At 69.4% G+C, this 6328-nt stretch carries 7 protein-coding genes; 5 read left to right on the top strand and 2 right to left on the bottom strand.

Annotation, left to right across the window (positions count from 1 at the left end; translation table 11 throughout):
• Positions 1-22 precede the first annotated feature (22 nt).
• Together AB3X43_RS14635 and AB3X43_RS14630 are read right to left on the bottom strand one after the other, a co-directional pair.
• Positions 23-346: an NAD(P) transhydrogenase subunit alpha part 2 gene (locus AB3X43_RS14635; RefSeq protein ID WP_369430596.1), complete on the bottom strand. Its 324-nt coding sequence runs from the start codon at positions 344-346 to the stop codon at positions 23-25.
• 6 nt (positions 347-352) lie between these two features.
• Positions 353-1483 (bottom strand): Re/Si-specific NAD(P)(+) transhydrogenase subunit alpha, encoded by a 1131-nt coding sequence (locus tag AB3X43_RS14630; RefSeq protein WP_369430595.1) that lies wholly within the window; start codon positions 1481-1483, stop codon positions 353-355.
• A gap of 125 nt (positions 1484-1608) precedes the next feature.
• Between AB3X43_RS14630 and AB3X43_RS14625 the strand changes: the two genes are divergently transcribed.
• From AB3X43_RS14625 to AB3X43_RS14605, 5 genes are all read left to right on the top strand, one after another.
• Positions 1609-2097 (top strand): NUDIX hydrolase, encoded by a 489-nt coding sequence (locus AB3X43_RS14625; RefSeq protein WP_369430594.1) that lies wholly within the window; start codon positions 1609-1611, stop codon positions 2095-2097.
• On the top strand, positions 2094-3230 hold the full coding sequence (gene mnmA / locus AB3X43_RS14620; protein WP_369430593.1) for a tRNA 2-thiouridine(34) synthase MnmA: 1137 nt from the start codon (positions 2094-2096) through the stop codon (positions 3228-3230). The genes AB3X43_RS14625 and mnmA overlap by 4 nt, the downstream gene beginning before the upstream one ends.
• A gap of 207 nt (positions 3231-3437) precedes the next feature.
• The gene (locus AB3X43_RS14615) at positions 3438-3908 is read left to right on the top strand and encodes a DUF2442 domain-containing protein (RefSeq protein ID WP_369430592.1); all 471 of its coding nucleotides are present in this window, start codon (positions 3438-3440) and stop codon (positions 3906-3908) included.
• A gap of 56 nt (positions 3909-3964) precedes the next feature.
• Positions 3965-5731 carry a SulP family inorganic anion transporter gene (locus AB3X43_RS14610; protein ID WP_369430591.1) on the top strand — a complete coding sequence of 589 codons (1767 nt, stop codon included), beginning with the start codon at positions 3965-3967 and terminating at the stop codon, positions 5729-5731.
• Positions 5732-5827: 96 nt separating this feature from the next.
• On the top strand, positions 5828-6328 hold a 501-nt coding region (locus AB3X43_RS14605; protein WP_369430590.1), incomplete at its 3' end, for an EamA family transporter.

The following is a 6328-nucleotide window of genomic DNA, read 5'->3' as shown; positions in this document are numbered from 1 at the left end:
AGCAGGGTGACGAGGTTGAGGCTCATGCGTGCTCTCCCTTGGCGGAGGTGGCCTTCTTGTCCTTCTTCTTGAACATCTCCAGCATCCGGCGCGTGACCAGGAAGCCGCCGAAGACGTTCACCGCGGCGAGGGCGACCGCCAGCGTGCCCATGGTCTTGCCCAGCCCGGTTTCCGTCAGCGCCGCCGCCAGCATCGCGCCGACGATGACGATGGCCGAGATCGCGTTGGTCACCGCCATCAGCGGCGTGTGCAGCGCGGGCGTGACGGTCCAGACGACGTGGTAGCCGACGTAGATCGCCAGCACGAAGATGATCAGGTTGATGATCGTGGGGGAAACCGCATCCATGGTGTTTCAGCTCCGGGTGACTTGACCGTCACGGGTCATGAGGCAGGCGGCGACGATGTCGTCGTCCATCGGCACGTTGAGCGCGGCGGCGTCCTTGGCCAGCACGAGCTTGAGGAAATCGAGCACGTTGCGGGCGTAGAGGGCCGACGCATCCGCCGCCAGCAGCGCGGGCAGATTCGTCTCGCCGATGATCGACACGCCGTGGACCTGCACCGTCTCGCCGGCCACCGTCAGCGGGCAGTTGCCGCCGCCGTCCGGGCCGCGGCCGGCGGCGATGTCCACGATGACCGAGCCGGGCTTCATCGCCTTGACCATCTCGGCGGTGATCAGCGTCGGCGCGGCGCGGCCGGGGATCAGCGCGGTGGAGATGACGATGTCGGCCTGCGCCACGCGCCTGGCGACCTCGATCTGCTGGCGCGCCAGCCAGCTCGGCGGCATGGGCCGCGCGTAGCCGCCGACCCCTTCCGCCGCTTCCTTCTCCTCGGCGGTCTCGTAGGGCACGTCGATGAACTTGCCGCCCAGCGATTCGATCTGCTCCTTCACCGAGGGCCGCACGTCCGACGCCTCGATCACCGCGCCGAGCCGCTTGGCGGTCGCGATCGCCTGCAGGCCCGCCACGCCGACGCCCAGGACCACGACGCGGGCGGCCTTCACCGTGCCGGCCGCCGTCATCAGCATCGGGAAGAACTTCTGGTAGCGGTCGGCGGCCATGATCACCGCCTTGTAGCCGGCGATGTTGGCCTGGGACGACAGCACGTCCATGCTCTGCGCGCGGGTGGTGCGGGGGGCGGCTTCGAGCGCGAAGCTGGTGAGCTTCGCGGCAGCCAGCGCCTGCAGTCCGTCGCGGTTGAACGGATCGAGCATGCCGACCAGTGCCGCGCCGGGTTTCATCCGCGTCAGCTCGTCCGCCGATGGCGAACGCACCTTCAGCACCAGGTCGCAACCCAGCGCGCCCGCAGCGTCGGTGATCTCGGCGCCGACGGCGGCATAGGCCTCGTCGGTGGCACTGGCGCGCAGACCTGCGCCGGATTCGAGGCGCACGGTGTGTCCCTGCGCCTTCAGTTTTTTCGCCGTTTCAGGCGTCACGGCCACGCGGGTCTCCCCGGCGGCCGTTTCTTTTGGCACTCCTACCAGCATCTCACCCCTCCTCGGTTGGGAAGGTTCAGCTTACACACAATGCAAGAATCTCCCACCCCCGTGAGATCCCTCACTGATGCGACCTCTCGCCCAGGCGAACTTCTCCAAGCCGGTACGATCGCGACATGAGTGAACATCGTTGGAAACCCAGTGTCACGGTCGCGGCCATCATCGAGGAGCAGGGGCGTTTCCTGCTGGTCGAGGAAGAGACGCCCGACGGCCTGCGCCTGAACAACCCCGCCGGCCACCTGGAGCCAGGCGAGTCGATGCTGCAAGGCGTCGTGCGCGAGGCGCTGGAGGAAACCGGCCGCGACTTCGTGCCCGAGGCGCTGCTCGGTGTCTACCTGGCGCGCATGCACCGCGAGGCCGACCCGGCCGAGGACGTGACCTACCTGCGCTTCGCCTACTGCGGCCAGGTCGGCGCGCCGATCCCTGGTGCCACGCTGGATGCCGGCATCCTCCGCACGGTCTGGATGACGCCGGACGAGGTCCGTGCCAGCGTCGCGCGCCACCGCTCGCCGATGCTGCTGCGCTGCATGGAAGACCACCTCGCCGGCCGCCGCCAGCCGCTCGACACCGTCTGGTGCGAGGACCGGATCGGGCCACAGCCATGACGGTGCCAGCGAAGTCAGCGAAGCAGCGCATCGTCGTCGGCCTGAGCGGCGGCGTGGATTCGGCCGTCAGCGCGTGGCTGCTGAAGCAGCAGGGCCACGAGGTCATCGGCATCTTCATGAAGAACTGGGAGGACGACGACGACAGCGCGTTCTGCTCGACGCGCCAGGACTTCCTCGACGCGGCGTCGGTGGCCGACGTGCTCGGCATCGAGATCGAGCACGTCAACTTCGCCGCCGACTACAAGGACCGCGTCTTCGCCGAGTTCCTGCGCGAATACTCGGCCGGTCGCACGCCGAACCCGGATGTGCTCTGCAACGCCGAGATCAAGTTCAAGGCCTTCCTCGACCACGCGATGCGCCTCGGCGCCGACAAGATCGCCACCGGCCACTACGCCCGCGTGCGCCAGAACGGGACGACCGGCCGCTTCGAGCTGCTCAAGGGTCTGGACCCGAGCAAGGACCAGAGCTACTTCCTGCACCGGCTGAACCAGGCGCAGCTCTCGAAGACCATGTTCCCGGTCGGCGAGATCCACAAGACCGAGGTGCGCCGCATCGCCGCCGAGATCGACCTGCCGAACGCGAAGAAGAAGGATTCCACCGGGATCTGCTTCATCGGCGAGCGGCCCTTCCGCGATTTCCTGAACCGCTACCTGCGCAAGGAGCCGGGGCCGATCCGCGACGACCGCGGGCGCCTGCTCGGCGAGCACGTGGGCCTGAGCTTCTACACGCTCGGCCAGCGCAAGGGCATCGGCGTCGGCGGCGTGAAGGAGAAGGGCGCCGCACGCGGCGGCGGCGAGCACGAGCCGTGGTTCGTCGCCCGCAAGGACACCGAGCGCAACACGCTCTACATCGTGCAGGGGCATGGGCACCCGTGGCTCCAGTCGCGGCACCTGCTCGCGGCGGATGCGAGCTGGGTGGCGGGCGAGCCGCCGGCGGGCGGGGCGCTGGCCGCCAAGACGCGCTACCGGCAGGCGGACGCGGCGTGTCTGCTGACCGGGCCGGGCGCGGTGGCGGGGGAGTTCGGGCTGCACTTCCACGAGGCGCAGTGGGCGGTGACGCCGGGGCAGTCGGCGGTGGTCTATGACGGGGACGTGTGCCTGGGGGGCGGGGTGATCGCGGCGGTGGAAGCGTGACCCATGAGCGATGCCGCACCGTGCATCACTGTGCGCGGTATCGGTTGACGCTGCGGGCGACCGAGGTGTGGGTGCAGGCCGGTCGGCCCACGTGAAAGTGCAACCATTGCATTAAACTGGCGCCATGCCCACTCTCGCCAGACTGCCCGGCTGCACCCTAACGATGTACGCGATGGACCAACGGGTTGGATGGAAAGCACTCAACCCATGAGCAACCGACATTTCACCCTGACCGATGTCCAAGCCGAGGCGGACGCCGGATTGCAACTCGTCTATGCCGATGGCGCCGTGTTGCGCGTGGACCTGAAGGCGCTGGTGGACGGGCACCCGCTGCTGTCGGCTCTGCGTGATCCACAGGTGTTCGGCACGGCACGGGTCGGTGAGTGGGGCGGGAGTGTTGTCTGGGGCGATGACCCGGACAGCGATCTGGAACTGGCCGCCGACAACCTGCGCGCCCGGGCGATCGAGCAGGCGGGTGGTGTGTCGCACGAGTTCATCCTCAACTGGATGGCGCGACACCGGCTCGGTCTGGATGCGGCGGCGCAGGCGCTGGGACTGTCGCGGCGTATGCTGGCCTACTACCGCAGCGGAGCGAAGCCCGTACCGCGCACCGTGGCGCTGGCCTGTCTGGGGTGGGAGCATCTGGGGGCGAATGAGGCCTGGATGCAGGCGACCTGATCCTGTGACCCCGCAGGGAGGGTTGACGGCATACCCCCTGGCCTATGATTCACCCCATGCCGCCCGCCGCCCGTCCATTCCTTTCCCACCTCCTCGGCCCCTGGGTCCGCAGCGTCAACGCCACCACCCTGCGCGCCGACGTGCAGGCCGGCCTGCTCGGCGCGCTGCTGGTGCTGCCGCAGGGCATCGCGTTCGCGTCGCTCGCCGGCCTGCCGCCGCAGTACGGGCTGTACAGCGCGCTGGTCCCGACGGTCATCGCGGCGCTGGCTGGATCGAGCTGGCACGTCGTCTCCGGCCCGACCAATGCCAACTCGCTGGCGCTGGCCGCGATGCTGGCGCCGCTGGTGGCCGCGGGCAGTCCGGGCTACATCGAACTCGCGCTGATGGTCACCGTGATGGTCGGGGTGATCCAGACCGCCGTGGGCGCGCTGCGGCTCGGCTTGCTGGCGAACTTCATCTCGCCGGCCGCACTGCTCGGGTTCACCAGTGGCGCGGCGTGCCTGATCGCGATCCACGCGCTGCGTGACCTGATGGACGCGGGCGTGCCGCGCGGGCTCGGGTCGGGCGGCGTGTTGCTGCAGAGCTGGCAGCACCTGCCGCAGGCGAACCCGGGCGCCGTGCTCGTCGGGCTGACGGCGCTGGGCGTGGCGGCGGGTTTGCGGCTGCAGGCGGCGCGCTGGCCGTTCATGCTGATCGGGCTGGTGAGCGCGGGCGTGCTGGCCGCGCTGCTGCCGGAGCGCTGGGCGGTCCACACCATCGGCGTGCTGCCGTCGCCGTGGCCGTCGTTCCATGTGCCGGACGTGGACTGGGCGCGCGTGCCGGACCTGGTCGACAAGGCGCTGGCGCTGTCGATCATCGCGCTCGGCCAGTCGGTGTCGATCGCCAAGGCGATGGCGGCGCGCTCGGGCCAGCGCATCGACACCAACCGCGAGTTCCTGGGGCAGGGGCTGTCGAACGTGGTCGGCGGCTTCTTCTCGTGTTACCTGAGCTGCGGCTCGCTGAACCGCTCGGTGCCGAACCTGGAGGCCGGGGCGCGCACGCCGCTGGCGGGGGTCGCGTCGGCGGGGTGGCTGCTGGTGCTGGTGGCGGTGTCGTCGCCGCTGCTGGCCCATATTCCGCAAGCCGCGATCGCCGGGCTGCTGATCCTGGTGGCGTGGACGCTGCTGGACCTGCCGCGCTGGCGCCGTCTCGCCCGACTGGATCGCACCGATCTGGCGATTGCCGGCGCGACGTTGGCGGCCACGCTGCTGCTGCGGCTGGAGATGGCGATCCTGATCGGCACGGGGTTGTCGCTGGTCGCCTATCTTTATCAGACCTCACGCCCGGCGATGCGCACGATGGGGTTTGACCGCACCAGCCCGGACCGGCGGTTCGTCGTCCGCGGCGACACGCCGGGCGCACTGCCGGAGTGTCCGCAACTGAAACTGCTGCGCATGGAGGGCGAGGTGTATTTCGGCGCCGCGACCCATGTGGCGGAACACCTGCACGCGCTGCGTGAATACGACCCTGGACAGAAACACCTGCTGGTGATGACCAAGAGCATGAATTTCCTCGACCTGGCGGGCGTCGAGGTCTGGGACACCGAACTGCGCGAGCGCCGCGCCGCGGGCGGCGACCTGTATTTCCACCGCCCCCGCCCGCAGGTGATCCGGATCTGGACCCGCACCGGGTTTCTCGACCGACTGGGGCGGGACCATGTGTTTCCCGACAAGCAGCAGGCGATCGCGGCGATTCATCCGCGGCTGGATCGGGCGGTCTGCGCGCGGTGTTCGGTGCGGGTGTTTCGGGAGTGTCAGGCGGATGATCCGGGGGTGGTGATCTGATCTGGCCTGGTGCGTAGACGCAAAAGCCGGGCATCTTGATGCCTAGGGTTTTCCATTAGTCGCTACAGTGGCGCCTTCCCCTCGCCTCCTGTCCCCATGCCCACCGCCACTCCCTCCCGCACCCTCCACGGCATCCTGTTCGTCATCGCCGCCGTCGCCCTGTTCGCCTGCTTCGACGCGGGTGTCAAGGTCGCCAGCGCGATCGCCTCGGTGGGGCTGGTGGTCTGGGCGCGCTACATGTTCCAGGTCGGGTTCACCGCGCTGACCGTGCTGCCGCGCCGGGGCACCGCGCTGCTGCGCACCCAGCGGCCGGGGCTGCAACTGCTGCGGGGCCTGAGCCTGCTGTCGCTGAGCGTGCTGGCCTTCTTCAGCCTGCAGGTGATGCCGGTTGGCGAGTTCACCGCCATCGTGATGCTCACCCCGCTGCTGATCACGCTGCTGGCCACGCTCACGCTCGGCGAGCGCATCCCGCCGCTGCGCTGGCTGCTGCTGGCGGGTGGGATGGTCGGCGCGCTGGTCGTGATCCGGCCCAGGGGCGAGGCGCATGACCTGGGCTGGGCGGCGCTGCTGCCGTTCGGGCTGGTGCTGTCGAACGCC

Origin of the sequence: Sphaerotilus sp. (assembly GCF_041083715.1) — a bacterium.
Classification (GTDB): domain Bacteria; phylum Pseudomonadota; class Gammaproteobacteria; order Burkholderiales; family Burkholderiaceae_C; genus Sphaerotilus.
The sequence above is the reverse complement of the archived record's forward strand: the minus strand, read 5'-3'. Positions and strand labels throughout refer to the sequence as shown.

Bases quoted from the DNA above. Each gene is read 5' to 3' on its own strand.
- AB3X43_RS14635 (WP_369430596.1), bottom strand. From the start codon at position 346: ATGGATGCGGTTTCCCCCACGATCATCAACCTGATCATCTTCGTGCTG.
- AB3X43_RS14630 (WP_369430595.1), bottom strand. From the start codon at position 1,483: ATGCTGGTAGGAGTGCCAAAAGAAACGGCCGCCGGGGAGACCCGCGTG.
- AB3X43_RS14625 (WP_369430594.1), top strand. From the start codon at position 1,609: ATGAGTGAACATCGTTGGAAACCCAGTGTCACGGTCGCGGCCATCATC.
- mnmA (WP_369430593.1), top strand. From the start codon at position 2,094: ATGACGGTGCCAGCGAAGTCAGCGAAGCAGCGCATCGTCGTCGGCCTG.
- AB3X43_RS14615 (WP_369430592.1), top strand. From the start codon at position 3,438: ATGAGCAACCGACATTTCACCCTGACCGATGTCCAAGCCGAGGCGGAC.
- AB3X43_RS14610 (WP_369430591.1), top strand. From the start codon at position 3,965: ATGCCGCCCGCCGCCCGTCCATTCCTTTCCCACCTCCTCGGCCCCTGG.